Here is a 22,575-nt window from a genome sequence, read left to right on the forward strand (position 1 = left end):
GAGATTTTTTTAAGAGGGAGCGCTTATTCTATGATGCCATGGCTTTGTGCAATGGGAACACGTTTTCATCTTCTCCTATCGCTGGTTGCTCGATTGTTAAACCGCTGGCTTTTAGTAGTTTATAAAAGCGCCCGCCTTTATTGATCAGTTCTTGAAAGCTTCCTTTTTCAATTAAGTGACCATTTTCTAGAAATAGCACAATATCAGCATTGCGTATTGTTGAAAGGCGATGTGCTATAATAAAAGTGGTACGATTGTGACTTATGCAATCGAGAGCATCTTTAACGCGCGCTTCCGTTTCAACATCAAGGGCACTTGTTGCTTCGTCTAGAATGAGGATGGGGGAATTTTTTAAAACAGCGCGCGCAATTGCTAAACGTTGTCTTTCTCCACCTGACAATTGAGAACCTCGCTCGCCCACCATTGTTTCATAACGATTGGTTTTTGTTAGAATAAAATCATGGGCAGCTGCTATTTTTGCCGCTTCATAAAGTTCTTCATCCGTTGCGGTTGCTTTTCCTATCGAGATGTTGTCGTGAATAGTCCGATTAAAAAGGCCAGCGTCTTGAAATACTGTTGCTAAAGATTTGCGTAAGGATTCGCGATTAACAGAGCGTATATTTATTCCGTCAATAGAGATATGTCCAAATGTAGGGTCGTACACGCGTTGCAACAAATTGATTAATGTTGTTTTTCCAGCCCCTGTTGGTCCTACAATTGCAACAGTTTGTCCTGTTTTAACTTCAAAGGAAATGTCAAAAACACCTTGAGAAGAATTTGGGAATTTATAAGTAACGTGATGAAATTGTATGGCACCTTTAACATTTTGGAGGGAAGGTAGATTTACAGGTTCTTTGATATGAAAGGTTGAGTCTTCCATTGCAAAAAATTCTTGTAATTTTGCTTGTAAGGATATGGTTAAATTAAAGAAATTGCTCATTTGATCCAAACGACAAATCATTAATTGTGCAAATCCGACGAATGCGACCACCTCACCTACACGTAATTGGTTTTTTGCTACAAAAAAAGCTCCAAGCAGAAGAACACAAACTATTGAAATAGCTGAGGCCATTCGGTTTAAGCCACTTGCAAGAGCCCACCAATTGAGAACAGGGTTTTGTGCTTTAAGAAGATTGTTTGTATGTTGATGCAATGTGGAACTTTCTTCCTTTATTCGGTTATAGCTTTGTACAATGGAAACGTTAGAGATTGAATCGCTGACATGTTTAAAAAGGTTATGATGGTAACTTTCTACAGCGGCTTGCCCGTCTTTTGTTTTTCGCATCACTAAACGTGCAATCAGTACATAAATGATGGCGAGTACAACCAAGACTGTTGAAAGACGCCAATTCATGTTAAAGGCTATGGGGATAAGAACGAATAAGGCGACAAGCGTTGAGAGATGCTGACGCATAAAATCAAGCCATATGGTTGACATAGAGTCTACGGCGCGTAAGAGTGTATGGAGAGTGTTAGAAGTTCCACGTTGTTGATGCCAGATTAAAGGCATAGCAATGATGCGCTCAAAGGATTCCGTTAAAACAGCTAAGCGACGTCTATGTGCTAAACGATCAGCACCGCGAGCAACAAGGACATAAGCAATAATATGTGAAAGCCCAAAACAGACCCAAATGGTGAGAGTTAAAACAATACCTGATTTTTCTGCGATAGCATCAATGACACGCCCAAATAAAATAGGTTCTGCAATGGTGATAATAGCCAATATAATATTTGCTGAACAGATTAAAAGAGATGTATTTTTTTCTCTGTTTAGGTAGCTGAGAACACGTGTATAGGTTTTGAATAAGGACACAGAGCATTATCTCCAATAGTTATCACAAGTATAAAGGTTATAGTTCTGATAATCATTAGGTTTTGAGTTAATAAAATTTTATCAGTAAGAAAATGCAATTTTAGATACTGACTGTAATATGGTGTGATAAAGCCAGTTCTATAAGATATGTATTTTTGCGTTTAAGGCATAAAACGGGTCAAGAAAATTATCTGGTAAGGGAAGTATTATGGTAGGCGTCGAAATAAAACAGGTTGAGGTAGATGAAAACGGAATGCGCTTGGATCGCTGGTTTAAATTGCATTATCCAAGAGTTGGATTTGGATATTTACAAAAGTTGCTCCGTTCTGGCCAGATACGGGTTGATGGTGGGCGTGTTAAAACCGATACGCGTCTTCTCAGGGGGCAAGTTGTGCGCGTGCCACCTTTCCCTATTGATGATAAAGAAAGCTTTCCTATAACGGATAAAACACTTCGTGGACAGGATGATGGAACCGTTTTAAAAAAAATGCTTCTCTATGAAGATCCAAAGATTTTTGTTTTTAATAAGCCTGCGGGGTTAGCTGTACAAGGTGGTTCTGGTTTGGCGCGCCACGTGGATAGCATGCTTGAGGTATGGCGCAATAAGAAAGGCGAAAAACCACGTTTAGTGCACCGTCTTGATCGTGAAACATCTGGTGTGCTCATTGTTGCACGGTCTAGGAGTGCTGCACAGGCTTTAACGGCTGCTTTTAGAGAGCGGGAAACGAAAAAGACTTATTGGGCATTGGTTCGGGGAGTGCCTAAAAAAAAGCAGGATAAAATTTCAACATGGATGGTGAAGGATATCACTGCACAAGGTGATAAAATGCGTGTTTGTGAACATGGAGAGCCAGATTCTAACCATGCGGTTTCTTACTATCGCGTTTTAGATACTAGGGGGAGGGCTCTTTCGTGGCTTGAAATGGAACCCTATACGGGGAGAACACATCAGCTACGTGTGCATGCCGCCCATATGGATCATCCTATCATTGGTGATTCAAAATATTTTTTTTCTGATAGTAATTGGGCATTACCAGGGGGAATTCAAAACCGTCTTCACCTTCATGCGCGCCGTATTCGTATTCCTCATCCTTCAGGAGGGGTTTTGGATATTATCGCACCTTTACCACCTCATATGGTACAAAGTTTTAATCTTTTGGCTTTTAATGAAAATGATGGTGAGACAGAATAGATAGAATCACAGAAGGATTTTTTTCTTTTTTTCGTTTTTATTTGTGCAATTTTTGTAGATTTGATAAAGTGTTACAGAGATCTCTTGATAAGTAATTATTGTTAAAGAGTTGTATTTTTAGTGATAAATCTGGCACATATCATTTATAATTTTTTCTACAGTTTCTTTATCCTATTATGCTGAAAAATACCGTTGTTTAAGGGGATATAAGGCATATAAATTTTACATATCAGGTACGTTCTGTTGTTGTTGATATAGTTGACGAATAATGTCAATTGGTGCACCACCACAGCTACTAGAAAAGCAGGATGATGACCAAAGGGTATTGCTCCGTAACTTTTTTGAGTGATAAGCATTTTTTCTGCTTTAGCGTTCTGCTAGAAACATCTTTTAAACTATTGACGCGTGCAGATATTGCTAATTTAGGTGGGTATTTAATTTGATCAATATAATAAGCCAATGGAAATAAATACTTCCTCAAAATAGGAAAACATAGCCTTAATTTTTTATATTTTTTGTTAAGGACGGATTATACTTTAAATTTGCATTTATATATATTGTTTAAAATATTAATTTGAAGTATTATGGCTAATGAAAGCTCGATTCATTGTGGTTGATTCTATTCTACATATTTTAGTAATTTAGTCACATAATTGAAAGAATAGAGATCATGCAACCTGAAAATAATACTTGTATCTATACACTTGTATCTATACACTTGGCCCTGCGGATACTAACTGTGCGGCTGCGGCTCAATGGTGGTTTGACAATCATAATTTAAATATCTCTCCCACTGATTCAAAATCGCGTATTATCTTATACGCAACTCTTGAAGAAGCCTTTAGTGAACTTGCTCAGAAAAAAGATGGTTATCTCCTGAGTTGTGCTGCTTACCCCGATTTGCATACACTTATATTCACACGTTTAGGTGATATGCAATTATTTGATAGCTTTATCATGCCTACTCATCCTATGGTCTTGGCTAAACGCAATAACTCTGATGAAATTAAAACTGTAGCTACTCATCCTGCCCCACAATCTCTGGTGGCACATCAATATGACAAAATATTTGCCAACAGCAATGCTGACGCAGCGGTTCTTTGTAAAGCTGAAAGAGCAGATGCTTGTATCACGACGTTGGTTGCTGCAAAGCGCTACGAGCTGAATATTGTCAAAAATTTTGGGCAAGTGCCAATGGCCTTCTTGCTCCACTCGCTAAAGTCAGCTCATCATGAAGCAATTTGAAACACTTCTTTCTATTGTTGACCTGGTTGACAAACTTCGTGTACGCCAAGAACTAGATGGTAGTATTAAAGAACCAATTTCAGCAGATGGTGATATGATCAATGAATTGATCACTCTGTTGAACCGTCATGTAGATATTATTGACGGATTATCTCCGGAGCTTTTAGCTACCACTTGTGATGATTTTAATCAGTGGATGCTCAGCGGTTTAAATACTCCCCCAAAATTTGATAACACTTTGGCTGCATTCAAAGCGCCATTACCAGATTCCCCTCTATTTTTTTTAGCTCCAATGCGTGCTACGAATGGGCCTGATCCAGAAGGATTTCGGCTAGAATTAGTTACAGGCTACCGTCATGAAACACCCTATCTTGCAGAGGCCTTAGAATATACAAAGAATTATGTATCACCGTTTCAATGTATAAAAATGGGAATAGCGTCAAGGGGATTTTTAGAGGGAAATTGTATTGTTCTATTCCCAGAATCTGTGGCTACTGCTAAGAAAATTGATAAGAAAGCATTTGCTTTGTTTTTTTCAGCAAATTCTTTGATATTTACAATGAGCAGACAATCGTGGAAGCTGAACGTTTACTCGGTCGAGATAGTAAATTCCTATTTGGCCAATTGAGTAGTCGTAGCTTATCTAAAGATGACGTTTATGATGTTCGTTGTTTGTGGGGCTATTATCATGACTATGCACACCATACTGGACCGAGGCCATTAGATAAGAATCTGTATATAAAATTAAATTGGTTTGCAGGTCTTCTAGAAGAAATTAAAGTGGACTTAATTACAGTGCGTATTATGCTACAAAATCGTCCAAAGTTTTGGAAAGAAATATCTGAGTTTGTCCTATTAGAACGCATATTTCGTTATCCAAAAGGTTATGACCACCATATGACGTTCGATGCTGGTACAGGTATCTTACTTTTTGAAATATTGATGCGTAACAAAGCATTGATTAAACGGGGTGAGGTTATCTTCAATTTGATTTGGAGCGTCTTAAAGAAGTAATACCATTGATAATCGTAGATATAGAAGCACTTGAAGCATTGGATGATGACGCTTATTTAGCAGGTGCTAAAGATTATATCCAAAATAACCTTGGGAAGCCGAAAACTCCAAAGTCACGATTTGATTTTTCAACATCATATTATGCACGGCGAGTGATTGGAGGATTAAATCATTGAGTTTTTTAAAAGGACGGTTATTATTCTTTACTTTTACTATTCTAGCGTTGTTTTCCATAAGTTGGTTATTATCTAAGAATTTGGTTAACAGTATACCGGTAATGCATGCAGTTGGACTTAGGTTATGTGCTACTGCTGCAGCTTTGTGGTTGATCGTAGTATTTCGTGAGAAAGCCGTTTTAAGATCATTACCGTTGCTTGCAATGATGCCTTCTTTTTTAATTCTATCAGTATTAGGATTCTCGCTGTATTTTGTATGCAGCTTTGGCGCTTTAAAATCGCTCAAAGCTAGTGATTTAACTATGGTGCTCGCCACTATTCCAGGTATTACCTATATATTGGGTGCACTGACTCATGGCCTTGAGTTCTCATGGCTGAAGCTTGGCGGGGTGATAATTGTTAGTGTAGCAGCTGTAGCATTCAATATAAACAGTGTAGAGGATGGATATTATAGCTTGATAGGGATAGGTCTTGCTTTAATAGCAGCACTTTCTTACTCTATTTATGGCTTGTTGTCTAAACGTTATCTTAAAAATTTACCTTTGCTATCCGCACTGGCTTGGATTACTACAATTTCTGCAGCATCATTTATGCCATTATTCATTTTTGATTCTGCTCCACTATTACATCTTAAGTTAGAAGATATATTTAAGATATTGATTTTAGGAGCCTTTTTATCTGCACCAGGTTACGTATTGTACCAAAAAGTTTTAGCCGAAGGAGGCGTATTATACGCCAATACTATCGGCGTATTAGCTTCTTTTGCAGTAGTGGCATGTGAATGGATAATCGGTTCTAGAACTTCTCTACGTGCTATCAGAATAATTGCTATGATTATAGTTGTTATAGGGATGATACTCTTATTTATAGATGCATCAAAAATATCTGGATGGCAACTGAAAAACCGTTCCAAAAATTCTAAGGTATAAGGAAAAAAATAAAATGAAAAAACTGGCGTTAGTTTGTCAGCGTAATGCAAAACTACCCTTTATATTTGAAGCTGCGAAAGCAGCTAACATCGAATTAGTAATGATTTATGATATCGCTGAAAGTGTACCTATTCAGCCACCTGCGGCAGTAACTTCAAGTTGGCAACTTCCTGTTTTTGATAATCCAGACTTAGCTCTAGACGCTTTTGCAGCCGGAGTGAAAGAACGCAATATTGGTGGGGTTATGACTCTTTGCGAAAAAGCCATCATATGGACAGCTTTAGCTGCAAAAAAAATCAATACTCCCAGTATTGAACCAGAAGTAGCGGCATTAACTCGGAACAAATATCTAATGCGTCAAGCTTTTGTTAAAGCAGGGCTTAGAACACCAAGATTTTTTTATATAGATAATCCAGAAGATCTATCACAAGCCCATGCTTTGGGTTGGCCGCTAGTCATTAAACCCGTTTCTGGAGCTGGTAGTATAGGCGTAATGTTAGCTAAAAATTCTGAAGAATTTCCTGATCTCATCAAAGCGGTATGGAATGTTCAGCATAAAGATATGGCACGTTTCAACTATAAAAATAAATCTGTAGGTTTAGTAGTAGAACAGTATTTACCAGGAAAAGAGTTTGTTGTGGAATGCTTTGTCGATACAGCAGGTGTGCACGTTTTGGCCGTTGGAGACAAGGGACAACCTGAAGGACCATGGTTCGAAGAAACAATTTATCGTCAACGCCGTGATATAGACGATCCTTTAATTATTTCTTTATGTAAGGCTGCATGCTCTGGGGTTAAAGCTCTTGGTATAAATATGGGAGCTGCTCATGTAGAGCTACGCTTAGATGCCAATGACTTACCTTATGTAATTGAGATCGGCGCTCGTATAGGTGGGTCAGGTGTTTCCCATTTTATTGTGGAGCAAGGTACAGGGATTTCATTTGGAAAACTATGCATGAATGCTGCTTTAGCTAAACAAAACTTAGATCTTCCCGATGTACTCCCAGCTGAAAAAGTGGCAGCAAATTACATTATTCCTCTTCGTGGTCATGGACGGTTTTCTGGATTTTCAGGTTTAGATAAGGTTGTACAGCATCCACTAACTACTAGAACTATCATTTTCTTTGAAATTGATCATATTTCACCACCTCCACCAGCATTCGGTGGATATCCTGGTTTTATTTTCTCTGTTCATGCCTCAAACGAAGAAGCTCGCGATTACCATAAATGGCTTGATGACACCTTGAGCATCATATGGAAAGACCACGTTTATCAATAGCTCAATAGAGATATTTTCCCTTGCTTTTAACTTTGATATAAGTCTCATCGATACAGACAGAGCCCAATGCGGTTTTCTAAAATTTCGCAAACACTGTGGGCAGTAATGGTGGAATGGAATTTTTTTAAATTCAACACATCTAGTCTTTAGATTAAGTCCAATACTTTAAAAAAATTGTTCTGACAGTTGTTGCTGAATATAAACAAGGCATTCACCATTGTCTTGTTTGTAAAATAGACATGAAATATAGTCTTAACTCAGATTGATGCTGGTAAGATTGTTCCTTCTTTAGGGTGGGGAAGGAGGGCAAATTAAACCTCATTGAGATACATAGAACTTAGAAAAAATAATGTTTTTTGAAAATATCAGAGGTAAATAATAAATAATATGCGTGAAATTTTGAATCAGTTTGATATGCCATTGAATAAAAATAACCTCGTTCAAAAGATGCAAAAATTTTCATGTCAGTCGCTACCAAAACGATTCTATAAAGAAGTGAAAACTTTGTGTGAAGAAGAAGGCTTTTCTATATTGTTGGATGGATGTCCAGTTAAAACACCAGCAAGACGCCATTTTCTTGTACCTACAGCAGCATTTGCTACATTAGTAGCACAGGAATTTGAGAGCCAAAAGCAAGTTATTGATCCATCGAAAATGCCGATTACGCGTTTGGTTAACACTGTTATTGATGGTATAGCTGATGATATGCAGGTTGTTTTTGAAGATCTATTACGTTTTGTTGCATGTGATATGATCTTTTATCGGGCACAAACCCCGCAAGAGTTGGTGGAGCGACAACGTGAACAGTGGGATCCTTTATTGGATTGGGCAGAAGAAAAACTTGGAGCACGGTTTCAGGTGACAGAAGGGCTTATGCATGTCGAACAATCACGGGAATCTATCCAAGCAGTGAGTAATTATTTACGTCAAGTTGAGTCTCCTTATACGCTTGCTGCACTTCATACAATGACAACCTTAACAGGATCAGCTCTTATTTCTCTGGCTGTTGCTGCAGGAAATTTTGATGCCGATCATGCTTTTGATATTGCTCATTTAGATGAAGACTGGTTGATGGAACAGTGGGGTGTTGATGAAGAAGCAATGACGCGCCGTGCTCATAAGAAGGCTGAATTTAATGCTGCTGCTATAATCATTACAACTTGTTTGTAAATTCAGCTTTTCTTTTGTTCATGCGTGCGCTTTTTTAAGTCATAGTATTTTTGTAATTTTTTGAGGGCTGATTTTTATTTTTTCAAGTCCAGGAAATGCTTCATTGCTTATATTTAAGATAGCTTTGTCATTACCACGGATAAAATACCATTGGCTGTTGTAAAGAAGGGCAATAATTTCAGTTTGGATGCAACATTTTCCAGCATTCGTTACGGTTACAAACTCCACAGGTATAACGAAATAGGGAATACCATTATCAAGTTTGCCTTCACGTTTTTGTTTTGGATCTATATGGATACTTTCAATTTTATAACTCTCTGCCAACTGCTCTATTTGACTTTTCATGATTTGTTGAAACTGTGATTTACTGATATTTTTTTTGGCAGCTAGACTATCGATAATTTGGGGAGGGATAGCATTTAAAATGGCATCGGTATCGGCATTTTGAATTGCTTCACTGTAAGCAGATGTCGCTTTTTCAAGTGTTGTAAGTTCTTGATTGGTAATGGTATAGGCTTGAACTGCTGATATAATAAAAGCAATGCATAAAAGAATGGGAAAAAGGTAACGAATTCGCAGCATTGGAAACCTTGATAATTGATTTGAGTGGACTCAACTAGATTTATAAAGGAAAAGCATATTGGGAGAAAGCTATCGGTGCCCTTTGAAAAGAGGAATATCCACAAAAATGGAGATTCTAACCTCCATTTTAAATCAAAAGGAATGACTTTTTATTCTTTAAACAGAATAGTACATATCAAATTCGATAGGATGAGGAGTTGTTTCGTAACGTAAAACTTCCTGCATTTTTACTTGAATAAAGGAATTAATTTGATCATCATCAAAAACATCGCCGGCTTTAAGAAAACCACGATCTTTATCAAGTACTTCGAGTGCTTCGCGCAGACTTCTTGAGACTGTAGGGATTTCTTTGCGTTCTTTTAAGGGGAGGTCGTAAAGATCTTTATCCATAGCGTGTCCAGGATGAATTTTGTTTTTGATGCCATCAAGACCAGCCATTAAGAGTGCTGCAAACGCCAAATATGGATTTGCTGTTGGGTCTGGGAAACGAACTTCTACACGTTTTGAATTTGGTGAAGCACTCATGGGAATACGGCAAGATGCAGAACGGTTGCGTGCGGAGTAAGCAAGAAGTACAGGAGCTTCATAACCAGGAACCAAACGCTTATAGGAATTGGTGGATGGATTGGTAAAGGCGTTGAGTGCTTTTGCGTGCTTAATGATACCGCCGATAAAGAACAAGCAAGTTTCCGATAGCCCTGCATATTCATTTCCCGCAAACATTGGTTTTCCATCTTTCCAAATGGATATATGAACATGCATACCTGAGCCGTTGTCACCAAAAATTGGTTTTGGCATGAAAGTTGCTGTTTTCCCATAGCTGTTTGCTATTTGATGCACGACATATTTAAAAATTTGCATTTTATCAGCTTCACGAACAAGAGTATCAAAGCGAATACCTAATTCATGCTGGCTTGCTGCCACTTCGTGATGATGTTTCTCAACTTGGACACCCATATCTTTGAGTGCGGTGAGCATTTCAGAGCGCATATCTTGGCAGGAATCGATGGGGGGAACAGGAAGATAACCGCCCTTCATGCGTGGGCGATGACCTAGATTGCCCATCTCATATTCCGTATCGTTATTGGATGGAAGTTCACTTGAATCGAGCTTAAATCCTGTGTTGTAAGGATCAGTTTTATAGCGGACATCATCAAAGATGAAAAATTCTGCTTCTGGACCTACATTGATTGTATCTCCTATTCCTAAAGATTTCATATAAACTTCAGCCCTCTTGGCGATAGAACGAGGATCTCTACGATAAAATTCTCCCGAGACAGGATCGAGCACGTCACAAAATAGAATTAAAGTAGATTGTGCAAAAAAAGGATCAATATGCGCTGTTTCTGGATCTGGCATCAATGCCATGTCAGATTCATGAATCGTTTTCCATCCGGCAATTGAAGAACCATCAAACATAATACCATCGTTAAATGTATCTTCACTAATTTCTGTGATATCCATTGTGACGTGGTGCAACTTTCCTCGTGGATCAGTAAAACGTAAATCAACAAAACGGATTTCGTTGTCTGCAATCTGTTTTATAATATCTGATGCGGTTGTCATATTCAATTTCCTTATGTGGGATTGATGTAGATAAAAAAGGTGAAAAATTTTGTTGTTATTTATTAAAGGGCATCGATTCCAGATTCGTCAGTGCCAATACGAATGGCATCATCAATAGAAAAAACAAATATTTTTCCATCTCCAATATGTTTTGTTTGAGCTGCTTTACGTATTGTGTTAACAGCTTGTTCCAACTTTTCATCGGCAACAACAATTTCAATCTTTACTTTAGGTAGAAAATCAACAACATATTGAGCACCACGATAAAGCTCTGTATGTTCTTTTTGACGACCAAAACCTTTTGCTTCTGTTACTGTGATGCCATCTAAACCAATTTTTTGAAGCGCTTCTTTTACTTCATCAAGTTTGAAAGGTTTTATAATGGCTTCAATTTTTTTCATGCTGAAATTATCTCCAACGTTAATTTGTCTTTTTAGACTGCACCACATTATATTGGCAACTGTGAGATGTCCAACAGATACTTTTTACACAAAAAGTCAAAAATTGTGTTACTAGATATTTTGGGAAGAAAGCCTTTCTTGTAGCATAAAGTGAAATGTTGTTATCCGTTGAAAAAAATCTACAAGGTTGGTAAAAAATAACAGTGATATAACTAAGAGATATTTTGCTTTATTTATTGTAGCACACTGATTTTATGATAGGAATCGCTTTAAAAATTGGAATTATATAAAGGTCGGCGCAGCAAAATTTCTTTCAGAAATTTTCCTGTATAAGAAGTGGGAACATTAACAATATCTTCAGGACGGCCAACGGCAACAATTTCACCACCACGATCTCCACCTTCTGGTCCTAAATCAATAATCCAGTCGGCTGTCTTTATGACTTCAAGATTATGTTCAATAACCACGACTGTATTGCCTTGTTCAACGAGTTCATGCAAAACTTCAAGTAGTTTAGAAATATCATGGAAATGCAGACCTGTTGTTGGTTCGTCCAAAATGTAGAGTGTACGACCTGTTGTTTTGCGTGAAAGTTCTTTAGCAAGTTTTACACGTTGAGCTTCACCACCAGAAAGCGTTGTGGCTTGTTGTCCTACTTTGATATAGCCGAGACCAACTTTGATAAGGGTCTTCATTTTGTTGTGAATGGTAGGAATAGCTTGAAAAAATTCTTCAGCCTTTTCGATTGTCATATCTAAAATATCGGCTATGGACTGTCCTTTAAATTTTACTTCTAACGTTTCTCGATTATAGCGTTTTCCTTGACAAATATCGCAAGTAACATAAACATCAGGTAAAAAGTGCATTTCAATTTTGATAACTCCATCACCTTGACATGCTTCGCAGCGCCCTCCTTTAACATTAAATGAAAAACGTCCTGCTTGATAACCGCGGGTTTTCGATTCTGGGAGTTCGGCAAACCATTCACGGATCGGGGTAAATGCGCCTGTATAGGTTGCTGGATTAGAGCGTGGGGTGCGTCCAATAGGTGATTGGTTTATATCAATGACTTTATCGAGAAATTCTAATCCTTCAATTTTGTCATAGATTGCGGGGCTGTGATGGCTTCCCATGATATGGCGTGAAGCAGCTTTGAAAAGAGTTTCAATGAGAAATGTTGATTTTCCTCCTCCTGAAACGCCAGTTACGCACGTAAAGGTTCCAAGAGGGATATCCGCACTGATATTTTTGAGGTTATTTCCACGGGCTCCTATGATTTTAAGTGTTTTCGATTTTAATATCTTTCGTCGTTGAGCAGGTACTTTAACAGCCATTTTTCCTGAAAGGTATTGACCTGTAAGAGAGGATGGATTTTCTATAATTTCTTGCGGTGTGCCTTGTGCTATTATTTCTCCACCATGAACACCAGCAGCAGGGCCCATATCAACTACATGGTCTGCAGTAAGAATAGCATCCTCGTCATGTTCAACAACAATAACCGTGTTGCTAAGATCACGTAGATGGCGCAGCATTTTTAGAAGGCGTTCATTATCGCGTTGGTGTAAACCAATGGAGGGTTCATCTAAAATATAAAGGACACCTGTAAGGCCAGAACCAATTTGGGATGCTAATCGGATACGTTGACTTTCTCCACCTGAAAGGGTGCCTGAGCTTCGAGATAAGGTAAGATATTCTAGTCCTACATGATTTAAAAAAGTTAAGCGTTCACGAATTTCTTTTAAAATACGTGTTGCAATACTGTGTTGTTTTTCCGTTAAATATTGAGGAAGATTGGCAAACCAATCATCTGCTTTTAGGATAGAAAGTTCTGATATTTGCCCAATATGCATCCCGTGAATCTTGACAGCTAACGCCTCTGGTTTTAAACGATAACCATGACAAGCTGGACAGAGTGAAGAAGACATATAACGCTCGATTTCTTCACGTGACCACGTAGAATCGGTTTCTTTCCATCGCCGCTCCATATTAGGGATAATTCCTTCAAAATGTTGGGTCGTTTTATGCGAACTTAAGTCATTTTTATAAATAAAGGAGATTTCTTTTCTTTTTGTACCATAGAGAATAGCTTGTTGTGCTTCATCTGAGAGCGTGCACCATTTATCCGTAAGTTTAAATCCGTAAACTTTGCCTAATGCTTCTAAAGTTTGACTATAATAGAGTGAAGATGATTTAGACCAAGGGGCAATTGCTCCCTCCTTTAAGGTAAGATTTTCATTTGGTACAATTCTTTTGGGGTCTATTGCCTTTTTAAGGCCAAGTCCGTCGCAAAGAGGACAAGCGCCAAAAGGATTATTAAATGAAAAAAGGCGTGGCTCAATTTCAGGGATAGAAAATCCAGAGATGGGGCAGGAAAACTTTTCTGAAAAAATAAGTCGTTTGTGGGTTTCATTTTTTGATTTATAAGCAGACTCCTTTGTGGTTTTTTTTTGTGCCAAAGGCTGATCTGCCATTTCAGCAACTGCAAGCCCATTTGCTAGCTGTAAACAGGTTTCTATACTGTCCGCTAAGCGAGAGGAAATATCATTGCTTACAACAATGCGGTCTACCACTACATCTATGTCATGTTTATACTTTTTATCAAGAAGAGGAATGTCAGGGATTTCATAGAATTTTCCATCAACTTTAGCGCGCTGGAATCCTTTTTTTAAAAGCTCTGTCAGCTCTTTTTTATATTCTCCCTTTCGTCCTCGGACGAGAGGTGCCATAATGAAAACCCGCGTACCTTCTTGTAAGGACATAATTTGATCAACCATTTGGCTTACGGTTTGGCTTTCAATAGGAAGTCCTGTAGCAGGGGAATGAGGAACACCGATACGTGCAAAGAGAAGGCGCATATAGTCGTGGATTTCAGTGACGGTTCCTACTGTTGAACGAGGGTTGCGGCTGGTTGTTTTTTGTTCAATGGAGATCGCTGGAGAAAGACCGTCTATTCTGTCCACATCTGGTTTTTGCATCACTTCTAGAAATTGGCGTGCGTAGGCAGAAAGACTTTCAACGTAGCGGCGTTGGCCTTCTGCGTAAATTGTATCAAAAGCTAAGGATGATTTACCTGACCCAGAAAGCCCCGTGATCACGATCAGTTTGTCACGAGGAAGATCGAGATCAATATTTTTAAGGTTATGTTCACGTGCGCCGCGAATGGAGATGTATTTTTGATGAGCCATATTTTATCCTTGGCATATGTGACAAAAATTAAGCATCGTAAAATAGAATAAAACTGTTTTTTAAAATTACAACGCGTTTAATTGCTTTAACGAGGAAAAAAAATGCAAGTTTCGTGGAAAGAAAAATGTAAAGAGCAGCTTTTTATTCGGTGATGATGGAATAAACTATGCGTTGTTATCATTTTTTGTTATAATTGCACGATACGATATCTTGAAAAGGGTAGCAAAATCCATATTGAAGGTCAATTGTAAATATGCAAATGGCAAGGTCAAGATGGTAACCGTTATACGGCAAAGATCGTTTTGCGAATTAAGATTTTGGAGTTTATGCGATGGCTGGTAGCCTTAATAAAGTTATTTTGATTGGTAATCTTGGTGCGGATCCTGAGATCCGCCGTTTGAACTCTGGTGATCAAGTGGCAAACTTACGTATTGCTACTTCAGAAAGCTGGCGAGATCGTAATACAAATGAGCGAAAAGAACGTACGGAGTGGCATAGTATAGTTATTTTTAATGAAAATCTTGTTAAAGTTGTAGAGCAATATTTAAAAAAAGGCAGTAAAATCTACATTGAAGGTCAGTTGCAGACACGAAAATGGCAAGATCAAAATGGGAATGACCGTTATACAACAGAGGTTGTCTTGCAAAAATACCGTGGTGAATTACAAATGCTTGATGGGCGTGGAGCTGCTGGTGGGGAGCAAATCCAAGGAGCGAATCAGGCGAGTGGTGGTTATACTAGTGGTGGTTTTGGTGATAATGGCTCAAATAAGAGAAATGCTTTTGATCAAAGCAATAGCCAATCGGGAGAAAGTTTTTCACACAAATTGGATGATGATGTACCTTTTTAAGAATCCTTAAAGTGTGGTATTATTATCATTTTTTGGGTGTTTGTTTCAGTTTTTTAAAGTTTAGCAAAATTAAGTCCTATTCATTTTATTTGTGCTTTTTAATAAAATAAATAACATGTTGAAAATTATTGTTAAATTTCTTTTCTGTCATGGCAGAGAAATTGGCATTTTGATGTGTTTTTCGATATAAACAAAATGAAGTGATTCTTTATTGAAAGTCTTGAAGCAGTGACCGATCTTACTCCACTACCAGAACGTGATGTGCTGACTGGTATTGAGCCAATCAGCATTATTGATGAAATGCAACGCTCCTATCTCGATTATGCGATGAGCGTGATTGTTTCGCGTGCACTTCCGGATGTACGTGATGGTCTGAAACCTGTTCATCGGCGTATTCTTCATGCCATGAATGAAATGGGGCTTTCTTTTAATAAGTCTTATCGTAAGTCTGCTGGTGTTGTTGGTGAAGTTATGGGAAAATTTCATCCTCATGGTGATGCGTCAATTTACGATGCTTTAGTGCGTATGGCACAGGACTTTTCTTTAAGAAATCCGCTGATTGATGGTCAAGGAAATTTTGGTTCTGTTGATGGTGATCCACCTGCGGCAATGCGTTATACAGAATGTCGTTTGGAAAAAGTTTCGCAAGAGCTTTTGGCTGATATTGATAAAGATACTGTTGATTTTCAGGATAATTATGATGGGCGTGAACGTGAACCGGTTGTCTTACCAGCGCGTTTCCCTAATCTTTTGGTCAATGGGTCAGGTGGTATTGCTGTAGGGATGGCAACCAATATTCCTCCCCATAATCTTGGTGAAGTCGTTGATGGTTGTATCGCCTTAATTGATAATCCCGATATAACACTTGATAAGATAATTGAAATCATTCCTGGTCCTGATTTTCCCACTGGTGGTATTATTCTTGGTCATTCTGGTGTCCGTTCGGCTTATGAAACAGGGCGTGGTTCAATTATTATGCGTGCTAAGGTTGATATTGAAGAAATTCGCAATGGTCGACAGGCAATTATTGTGAGTGAAATACCTTATCAAGTTAATAAAGCAACGATGATTGAGAAAATGGCCGAATTGGTGCGCGATAAACGTATCGAAGGAATCTCTGATTTGCGTGACGAATCTGATCGTGATGGGTATCGCGTTGTTATTGAGCTTAAGAAAGATGTTGTTGCGGAAGTCATTTTAAATCAATTATACCGTTATACACCACTGCAAACTTCCTTTGGTTGTAATATGGTTGCATTGAATGGGGGAAAGCCTGAACAGATGACGTTGCTTGATATGCTTCGTGCGTTTGTTTCTTTCCGAGAAGAGGTTGTAAGTCGGCGAACAAAATATCTTTTACGTAAAGCGCGTGAGCGTGCACATGTTTTGGTTGGTCTTGCACTTGCGGTTGCTAATATTGATGAAATTATAGCGCTCATTCGTAAAGCTCCTGATCCTCAGACAGCGCGTGCACAATTAATGGAACGCCGCTGGCCCGCTACTGATGTGGCGCCTTTGATTAAACTTATTGATGATCCTCGTCATATTATTCATGGGGATAGTACTTATAATTTATCTGAAGAACAGGCGCGTGCTATTTTGGAATTGCGTTTGCAAAGGTTGACGGCACTTGGGCGTGATGAAATTGCTGATGAATTGAATAAAATTGGAGTGGATATTGCCGATTATCTTCATATTTTGGCTTCGCGTTCACGGATCATGGGTATTGTTAAGGATGAATTAAAAGTTCTTCGTGAGGAGTTTGCAACGCCCAGACGCACTGTATTTGGGTTTGGTAGCGCTGAGATGGATAGCGAAGATTTGATCGCACCGGAAGATATGGTGGTAACGGTTAGTCATAGTGGTTATATTAAGCGTGTTCCTCTCAATACATACCGTGCGCAGCGTCGCGGTGGTAAAGGGCGTTCTGGTATGTCTACGAAGGATGAGGATTTTGTAACTCGATTGTTTGTGGTTAATACGCATACGCCTGTTCTTTTCTTTTCGTCGCGTGGAATTGTTTACAAGGAAAAAGTTTGGCGTTTGCCTCTTGGTACGCCGCAGTCGCGTGGGCGAGCTCTGATTAATTTGCTTCCCTTACAGCAAGGTGAGCGCATAACAACTATTATGCCCTTACCAGAAGATGAAGCGCGTTGGAGTGCATTGGATGTTATGTTTGCAACGACGCGTGGGACTGTGCGTCGTAATAAATTATCAGATTTTGTTCAGGTTAATCGTAATGGTAAAATTGCAATGAAACTTGATGAAGAAGGAGATGAAATTCTTTCTGTTGAAACCTGTACAGAACATGATGATGTCGTTCTCACAACGGCTAATGGGCAATGTATTCGTTTTCCAGTTGTTGATGTTCGTGTTTTTGCAGGGCGTAATTCAGTGGGGGTACGTGGTATCAATTTGGCTGAGGGTGATAAAGTCATTTCGATGACACTCTTAGAGCATGTTGAAGCTACGTCGGTTGAGCGTTCTGCTTACGTCAAACGTGTGATGAGTGAACGGCGTGCTGCTAGTGGCGATGCTGAAGATATTGTAGCTCTTGATGAAGAAGATACGGGAGCTGAAACAGAGTTGTCAGATGAGCGTTATGCAAAACTGAATGCATGTGAACAAATGCTTTTGACAGTGAGCGAGTTTGGTTATGGAAAGCGGTCTTCCTCGTATGAGTTCCGGATTTCTGGTCGTGGTGGAAAAGGGATTCGTGCAACAGATCCAACTAAGACGGCTGAAATTGGTAAATTAGTGGCGGCTTTTCCAGTAAAGGCGCAAGATCAAATTATGTTAGTGTCAGATGGTGGGCAGCTTATTCGCGTCCCTGTTGATGGTATTCGTATAGCTGGTCGTTCGACTAAGGGGGTGACAATTTTCAATATAGCCGAAGGTGAAAAAGTTGTGTCTGTTGAGCGTATTTCTGAATCTGAAGAAGATGATAGCCAATTAATTGATGAAGCTGGAGAACATTCTGGTACGGTTGATGTGAGCGAAGAGAAATAGTTCTGAAGGAGCGGAGTGAAATGATGAAAATTGCTCTTTATGCAGGTTCCTTCGATCCTCTTACAAATGGTCATCTTGATGTTTTGCGGGGCAGTCTTGTCTTGGCTGATAGGGTTGTTGTGGCTATAGGCATACAGGCTAAAAAAATTCCACTTTTTAATTTTGAAGAGCGTGTTGAGTTAATTACTCAGGTAGGAAAAGATTTATTAAGTGTAGGTTCAGATCGGTTACAGGTTATTTCGTTTGATACTCTTTTAATTGATAAGGCTCGTGAAATTGGTGCTTCATTTCTTATTCGTGGATTACGTGATGGCACGGACCTTGATTATGAAATGCAAATGGCGGGGATGAATGGTATCATGGCTCCTGAATTGCAGACTGTTTTTTTGCCAGCGAGTGTTTCCGGACGCGCAATAACTTCCACATTGGTCCGCCAGATTGCCTCTATGGGAGGTGATGTAACACCCTTTGTCCCTGAAAATGTTGCTAGAGCTTTGCGTTTAAAATTTCAATCTTCAGGAGAGAATAATCGTGTACCTTAGAATTTTTATTGTTTTGACATCTATTTTTTGTTTTTTTTCATTGAGTGCTGTAGCGGATGATTCTAATACAGCTGATAATTCTAATGTTCTTGTTTTATCTCTCGAAAATGGTGATGTGGTTATTCGTCTTCGCCCTGATCTGGCACCAAAACATGTTGCACAAATTAAGAGGTTAACAAAGGATGGTGCTTACAACAATGTGGTATTTCATCGTGTTATTCCAGGCTTTATGGCACAAACTGGTGATGTAGAATTTGGTAAAAAGGGCAGTGTGAATTTTGATCCTAAACGCGTTGGCACGGGTGGATCGAAGTATCCTAATATATCGGCGGAGTTTTCAAAGCAGCCATTTAAGCGCGGTACAGTTGGGATGGCACGTGCACAAGATCCAAATTCTGCTAATTCTCAATTCTTCATTTGTTTTAATGATGCTGCTTTTTTAAATGGTCAGTATACTGTTGTTGGAGAGGTTATAGAGGGAATGGATGCTGTTGATAAAATTAAAAAAGGTACCACAAATAATAATGGCTCTGTAACAAATCCTGATGTTATTAATGCTGCCACTTTGCAAGTTGATAGATGAGTGCGAGGAGTTTAGCCGTATGGCCGAGATTAAAGATTTAGAAAACACCTTAATCCTTGAAACAACGAAGGGGAGAGTTGTTATTGATTTTTTTGCTGATTTAGCACCTAGCCATGTTGCACGTATTAAAGAGCTCGTGCGTGAAGGTGCTTATGATAATGTTATTTTTCATCGTGTTATTGATGGCTTTATGGCACAAACTGGTGATGTAGAATTTGGTAAAAAGGATGGTGACAAGTTTAATTTATCGCGTGCAGGTATGGGTGGTTCAGAGAAGCCAAATTTGACAGCAGAGTTTTCAAATCTTTCTCATAAGCGTGGTACAGTTTCTATGGCACGCAGCCAGAATCCGAATTCTGCTAATTCACAGTTTTTTATTTGCTTTGCCGATGCTCCTTGGCTTGATCGTCAGTATTCCATATGGGGGCATGTTGTTGAAGGTATGGAAAATATCGATAAAATTAAACGCGGTGAGCCTGTTGTAGAGCCTGATGCAATTATTAAAGCTGCAGTTGCTGCCGATATAAAATAGTATAGTTATATTGATTTCAGCTATAAGATCGCCAAGTGAAGGTATTCTGTCTGATTGTTGTTTTACGTTGATGAAGGATGATTGATGCGGATTGGATCTGTAAAAGGATTCTACGGTTATGTATTCATTCTCCACATTAAGCTTTGTCACCTTATTTTTATGCAAGTAGAATTTAGAGATTTCAATTGTTGAGTACAACAGTTTGCATAAAACCTTGTTGATCTGGATGAAAGAATTATTTTGCTTTGTGTTTCTCAAAAGCAGATATGAGGAGATTTCTGATGAAGGGGAGGTCTCAATTTGAATGATATAAGATTATTGGGCTATAGTAGTATTTCAGGTGTATTGATATTGGCGATGATGTATTTTTTTAACATGTATATTTTTCTGTTATGCTGCTGTCAAAGCATGTTTAAGATATTGAAGATAAGAATGTGTAGCTCTTTTCACTTGTAAAAAGTGGTCAGGAGACTCCACTACTGGTTTACATTTTACAGGGAAGTTACTAGGCAGCTTTAGAAAATATTCAGATTCCCTGTAATTTTTATCTGTGAAAGTAATCCGTATCCGAGGTTATATAGTATATTTAGAGATTTTTTTATAAATGCTAAATTCTCTAGGTATTATTGGTAGTGAAGGTTGAAGGTGAGTGGAAATAAGAGCGTTTCTGTTGAAAAAAACAGTTTTGCGGTTATTAAAATTATAGTCAATGAGCGTAGGTATCTTAAGATTTTGTGTTATCAGATATTTCAGTATTTTTATGAAATGAGATTATCATTTTTACTATGGTAATTACCTAAGAGCAAAACTTTATTTATCTCGTTTAATTTTTTTATGCTAATTACAATATTCAGCGAATCGAAAATCAATCCGTAAAGTTTATGACGAATCTGGCAAGAGAGGCATAGCTTTTCTTTCTATAGCCATATGAGTTTATGGAATCAAAAAGACGAAAGTGATGATAAAGACGTTTCATTATAGAAAAATTGCTCAAGATGGATGTGCGCGTCGTGGCGAAATTATAACGGATCGTGGGTGTATTCGTACACCCGCATTTATGCCAGTTGGGACGGCAGGAACCGTTAAAGCTATGTATATGGATCAGATACGTGCTCTTGGTGCAGATATTATTTTGGGCAATACTTATCATTTAATGTTGCGTCCGGGGGCTGAACGCGTTGCGCGTTTAGGAGGCTTACATGAATTTTCACGCTGGTCTGGGCCTATTTTAACCGATTCTGGTGGATTTCAGGTTATGTCACTGGCGGGAATTCGTAAAATTACAGAACAGGGTGTAATTTTTCGCTCTTATGTTAATGGAGCGTACTATGAAATGAGTCCAGAGCGTTCCATCGAAATTCAAGAGCTTCTTAATGCTGATATCCAGATGCAGCTAGATCAGTGTATTGCATTACCTGCAAGTGAAAAAGAAATAGAAGCTGCTATGGAACTTTCATTACGGTGGGCACAGCGTTGTAAAACAGCTTTTGGCGATCATCCAGGCAAAGCACTGTTTGGTATTGTTCAAGGCGGTGATAATATGAAACTGCGTGAACGTTCTGCCCAAGCATTAAAAGAGATGGATTTGAAAGGTTATGCTATTGGAGGGCTTGCTGTTGGTGAACCACAGAGCGTTATGACTTCTGTGTTGGATGCTACGTGTCCGATTTTGCCAGAGGATAAGCCACGTTATCTTATGGGAGTAGGGACGCCTGATGATATTTTACAAAGTGTTGCTCGTGGTATTGATATGTTTGATTGTGTTATGCCGACTCGTGCAGGGCGTCATGGTTTAGCTTTTACACGCTTTGGTAGAATTAATTTGCGTAATGCACGTTATACAGAGGATCCATATCCTCTTGATTCACAGTCGCTTTGTCCTGCGGCAAATGATTATAGTTGCGCTTATTTGCACCATTTGATCAAATCTGGTGAATCTCTTGGTGGTATGTTGTTGACTTGGAACAATCTCTTTTATTATCAGCAGCTTATGCAAGGAATTCGTGATGCGATTGAAGAAGGATGTTATGCTGATTTTTGTGCTGAAACACGTGCTTTATGGATGCAAGGGCGATAAGACATTGGTTGTAGCTTAATTTATTTTTGGTCAAGAGCTTTTGCTAAAATCAAATTAGAAATGTTTTTTAAAAGCATAAAATTGTACTGATTTGAAAGATGAATGCATAATTTTAACGGTTATATATTTTAATAGTAAACAGAAACTGTTACTCCGGTACGCGCTACCTGACCCGGAGATGAACAGTTTACTTCTGTTTCTGATGATTGTTTAGATCAACAATGTTAATGAGGGGTTAGCGAACTCTTAAAGAAGTATGAAAACTGCATTTTTATAGGGTGCTTTGTGCTTTTTTCATTTGAAAATGAAGTTTTAACAAAAGATGTTTCATTTAGGAGTGGATGTGAAGGAGAGTGGGTCTAAATTAAATTCTAGAAAATGCAAACTGTTAATATTGTAAAGTGCTAAGCTTATTTTTTCTAGTAAAGA

General features: G+C 38.5%; 19 protein-coding genes. 14 read left to right on the plus strand and 5 right to left on the minus strand.

The window, feature by feature from the left end; all coding sequences use genetic code 11:
- Nucleotides 1–28: 28 nt before the first annotated feature.
- Nucleotides 29–1,813 carry a glucan ABC transporter ATP-binding protein/ permease gene (locus tag LBE40_RS02325; RefSeq protein ID WP_004859129.1) on the minus strand — a complete coding sequence of 595 codons (1,785 nt, stop codon included), beginning with the start codon at nucleotides 1,811–1,813 and terminating at the stop codon, nucleotides 29–31.
- A gap of 208 nt (nucleotides 1,814–2,021) precedes the next feature.
- On the opposite strand from LBE40_RS02325, the gene LBE40_RS02330 reads away from it, so the two are divergent.
- From LBE40_RS02330 to LBE40_RS02370, 8 genes are all read left to right on the plus strand, one after another.
- The gene (locus LBE40_RS02330; RefSeq protein ID WP_004859126.1) at nucleotides 2,022–3,005 is read left to right on the plus strand and encodes an RluA family pseudouridine synthase; all 984 of its coding nucleotides are present in this window, start codon (nucleotides 2,022–2,024) and stop codon (nucleotides 3,003–3,005) included.
- A 690-nt stretch (nucleotides 3,006–3,695) separates the two neighbouring features.
- Nucleotides 3,696–4,250: a prephenate dehydratase domain-containing protein gene (locus LBE40_RS02340; RefSeq protein WP_004859123.1), complete on the plus strand. Its 555-nt coding sequence runs from the start codon at nucleotides 3,696–3,698 to the stop codon at nucleotides 4,248–4,250.
- Nucleotides 4,237–4,878 carry a hypothetical protein gene (locus LBE40_RS02345; RefSeq protein WP_004859121.1) on the plus strand — a complete coding sequence of 214 codons (642 nt, stop codon included), beginning with the start codon at nucleotides 4,237–4,239 and terminating at the stop codon, nucleotides 4,876–4,878. Before LBE40_RS02340 ends, LBE40_RS02345 begins: the two co-directional genes overlap by 14 nt.
- Entirely contained in the window at nucleotides 4,875–5,264 is a 390-nt protein-coding gene (locus tag LBE40_RS02350; RefSeq protein ID WP_245256400.1) for a hypothetical protein, read from the plus strand. Before LBE40_RS02345 ends, LBE40_RS02350 begins: the two co-directional genes overlap by 4 nt.
- Before the next feature lie 5 nt (nucleotides 5,265–5,269).
- Nucleotides 5,270–5,440 (plus strand): hypothetical protein, encoded by a 171-nt coding sequence (locus tag LBE40_RS02355; RefSeq protein ID WP_245256399.1) that lies wholly within the window; start codon nucleotides 5,270–5,272, stop codon nucleotides 5,438–5,440.
- A gap of 56 nt (nucleotides 5,441–5,496) precedes the next feature.
- The gene (locus tag LBE40_RS02360) at nucleotides 5,497–6,369 is read left to right on the plus strand and encodes a DMT family transporter (RefSeq protein WP_420868181.1); all 873 of its coding nucleotides are present in this window, start codon (nucleotides 5,497–5,499) and stop codon (nucleotides 6,367–6,369) included.
- Nucleotides 6,370–6,382: 13 nt separating this feature from the next.
- Entirely contained in the window at nucleotides 6,383–7,648 is a 1,266-nt protein-coding gene (locus LBE40_RS02365) for an ATP-grasp domain-containing protein (RefSeq protein WP_004859113.1), read from the plus strand.
- 387 nt (nucleotides 7,649–8,035) lie between these two features.
- Nucleotides 8,036–8,818, plus strand: a complete 783-nt coding sequence (locus tag LBE40_RS02370; protein ID WP_004859111.1) for an ATP12 family chaperone protein — start codon at nucleotides 8,036–8,038, stop codon at nucleotides 8,816–8,818.
- A gap of 39 nt (nucleotides 8,819–8,857) precedes the next feature.
- Here LBE40_RS02370 and LBE40_RS02375 read toward each other — a convergent pair whose 3' ends face one another.
- The 4 genes from LBE40_RS02375 to uvrA all read right to left on the minus strand — a co-directional run bounded on the left by LBE40_RS02375 (nucleotide 8,858) and on the right by uvrA (nucleotide 14,552).
- Complete coding sequence (locus LBE40_RS02375; RefSeq protein ID WP_004859108.1) at nucleotides 8,858–9,400, minus strand: hypothetical protein; 543 nt, start codon at nucleotides 9,398–9,400, stop codon at nucleotides 8,858–8,860.
- Nucleotides 9,401–9,556: 156 nt separating this feature from the next.
- Nucleotides 9,557–10,966 carry a type I glutamate--ammonia ligase gene (gene glnA, locus LBE40_RS02380; RefSeq protein WP_004859106.1) on the minus strand — a complete coding sequence of 470 codons (1,410 nt, stop codon included), beginning with the start codon at nucleotides 10,964–10,966 and terminating at the stop codon, nucleotides 9,557–9,559.
- 62 nt (nucleotides 10,967–11,028) lie between these two features.
- Nucleotides 11,029–11,367, minus strand: coding sequence for a P-II family nitrogen regulator (locus tag LBE40_RS02385; RefSeq protein WP_004859103.1), 339 nt, complete (start codon nucleotides 11,365–11,367; stop codon nucleotides 11,029–11,031).
- A 269-nt stretch (nucleotides 11,368–11,636) separates the two neighbouring features.
- On the minus strand, nucleotides 11,637–14,552 hold the full coding sequence (uvrA, locus tag LBE40_RS02390; RefSeq protein ID WP_004859101.1) for an excinuclease ABC subunit UvrA: 2,916 nt from the start codon (nucleotides 14,550–14,552) through the stop codon (nucleotides 11,637–11,639).
- Between the two features lie 332 nt (nucleotides 14,553–14,884).
- Here uvrA and ssb point away from each other — a divergent pair, with 332 nt between their 5' ends.
- The 6 genes from ssb to tgt all read left to right on the plus strand — a co-directional run bounded on the left by ssb (nucleotide 14,885) and on the right by tgt (nucleotide 22,146).
- Entirely contained in the window at nucleotides 14,885–15,403 is a 519-nt protein-coding gene (gene ssb, locus LBE40_RS02395) for a single-stranded DNA-binding protein (RefSeq protein WP_004859098.1), read from the plus strand.
- A 228-nt stretch (nucleotides 15,404–15,631) separates the two neighbouring features.
- Entirely contained in the window at nucleotides 15,632–18,412 is a 2,781-nt protein-coding gene (gene gyrA, locus LBE40_RS02400; RefSeq protein WP_004859097.1) for a DNA gyrase subunit A, read from the plus strand.
- Between the two features lie 23 nt (nucleotides 18,413–18,435).
- Complete coding sequence (gene coaD / locus LBE40_RS02405) at nucleotides 18,436–18,954, plus strand: pantetheine-phosphate adenylyltransferase (protein WP_040296957.1); 519 nt, start codon at nucleotides 18,436–18,438, stop codon at nucleotides 18,952–18,954.
- Nucleotides 18,944–19,537 carry a peptidylprolyl isomerase gene (locus tag LBE40_RS02410; protein ID WP_004859091.1) on the plus strand — a complete coding sequence of 198 codons (594 nt, stop codon included), beginning with the start codon at nucleotides 18,944–18,946 and terminating at the stop codon, nucleotides 19,535–19,537. Before coaD ends, LBE40_RS02410 begins: the two co-directional genes overlap by 11 nt.
- Before the next feature lie 19 nt (nucleotides 19,538–19,556).
- Nucleotides 19,557–20,069 carry a peptidylprolyl isomerase gene (locus LBE40_RS02415; protein WP_004859088.1) on the plus strand — a complete coding sequence of 171 codons (513 nt, stop codon included), beginning with the start codon at nucleotides 19,557–19,559 and terminating at the stop codon, nucleotides 20,067–20,069.
- 958 nt (nucleotides 20,070–21,027) lie between these two features.
- Nucleotides 21,028–22,146 (plus strand): tRNA guanosine(34) transglycosylase Tgt, encoded by a 1,119-nt coding sequence (tgt, locus tag LBE40_RS02420; RefSeq protein ID WP_004859085.1) that lies wholly within the window; start codon nucleotides 21,028–21,030, stop codon nucleotides 22,144–22,146.
- Nucleotides 22,147–22,575: the final 429 nt, after the last annotated feature.

It is taken from the genome of Bartonella taylorii (genome assembly GCF_023920105.1).
Lineage (GTDB): Bacteria > Pseudomonadota > Alphaproteobacteria > Rhizobiales > Rhizobiaceae > Bartonella > Bartonella taylorii.